Raw genomic sequence first — 1,203 nt, 5'->3', positions numbered from 1 at the left:
CCTCAAGACCGCATCCGCCTCACACGCGGCGGCACGGGCGCCGTGGCGGCACTCCTCACCGTCCCCACGGCCACCCCGACCATCTCGGCCTCCGCCGCCGCCCCGGCCCCCACGACCCCGGTGCCCGCACGAAGCCGCTGACGGCGAACACCGCCTTCCCCCCGACCCGCCCCATGCCGATCCCGCCGAGCCCCCCGCGGCGGACGGCAACACCCCGCAAGGACCCCCCATCCCCACCATCACCACGTCCCTCGCCACGCCCCGACGTATGCCTCCCGCCGGCGAGACCACCACCCGCCCGGCCCTGCGCGCACTTTCGCTCGGTGCCGGGATTCAAAGCTCGGCCCTGCTGTGCCTGTCCGCGGACGGCTCCCTCCCCCAGATCGACGTCGCGGTCTTCGCCGACACCGACTGGGAGCCGAGGAAGGTGTACGAGCACCTCGACCGTCTCGAACGGGAAGTCGCCGCACCTGCAGGAATCCCGATCGTTCGAGTGTCCTCGGGCAACATCCGCGAAGACGCACTGAATCCGAGCCACCGTTTCGCCTCCATGCCGCTTTACATCCTCAACCAAGACGGAAAGCAAGGGATGACTCGGCGGCAATGCACGGGTGAATATAAAATCAAACCGATCAAGAAAAAGATCCGCGATATCCTCGGATACCCCTATCCGACCAGGGTACCGAAGGGCGTCTTCGTCGAGCAGTGGGTCGGCATCAGCACGGACGAGTTCCACCGGGCGAAGGACTCTGGCGTCCAGTACATGCACAACATCCATCCGCTCATCGATATGGGCTGGTCAAGGGCGGACTGCGTGCGATATCTGAGCAACCTTGGTTTGGCCGACACGCCCAAGTCAAGCTGCCTCGGCTGCCCTTTTCACGGAAATGCCCAGTGGCGGAATATCAGGGATCCCTCCCCGGGCGAGTGGGCCGATGTCGTCGAATTCGATGCGGCCATACGCCAGGGCAATGCCCGCGCCAACGCGAATGGAAACCGGCTGCTCGGACAGGCTTATCTGCACCGATCCCGGGTGCCGCTTTCCGAGGCACCGATCGACCATGTCACCGCCTCGGAGTGGGCTGCCCTGCCGCAGGAGACCGACGTCCCGGACACAGACGCAAGGCAGCGGCGGGGCGACGGATGCCACTCCGGGCGCATCCGACGGCGTCTTCGTGTTCCTCAACGCGTCCAACCCCGCCG

At 66.6% G+C, this 1,203-nt stretch carries 1 protein-coding gene; it reads left to right on the top strand.

All coding sequences use genetic code 11. The features are described 5' to 3' along the window. Positions 1-268: 268 nt before the first annotated feature. The coding region (locus ACFVV5_RS19170) for a hypothetical protein (RefSeq protein ID WP_387247300.1) at positions 269-1,203 on the top strand (935 nt) is incomplete at its 3' end.

It is taken from the genome of Leifsonia sp. NPDC058248, from assembly GCF_042881905.1.
In the GTDB taxonomy this organism is placed as follows: Bacteria; Actinomycetota; Actinomycetes; order Actinomycetales; family Microbacteriaceae; genus Leifsonia.
Note: the sequence above shows the minus strand (reverse complement) of the source record. Positions and strands in the feature narration are given on the sequence as shown.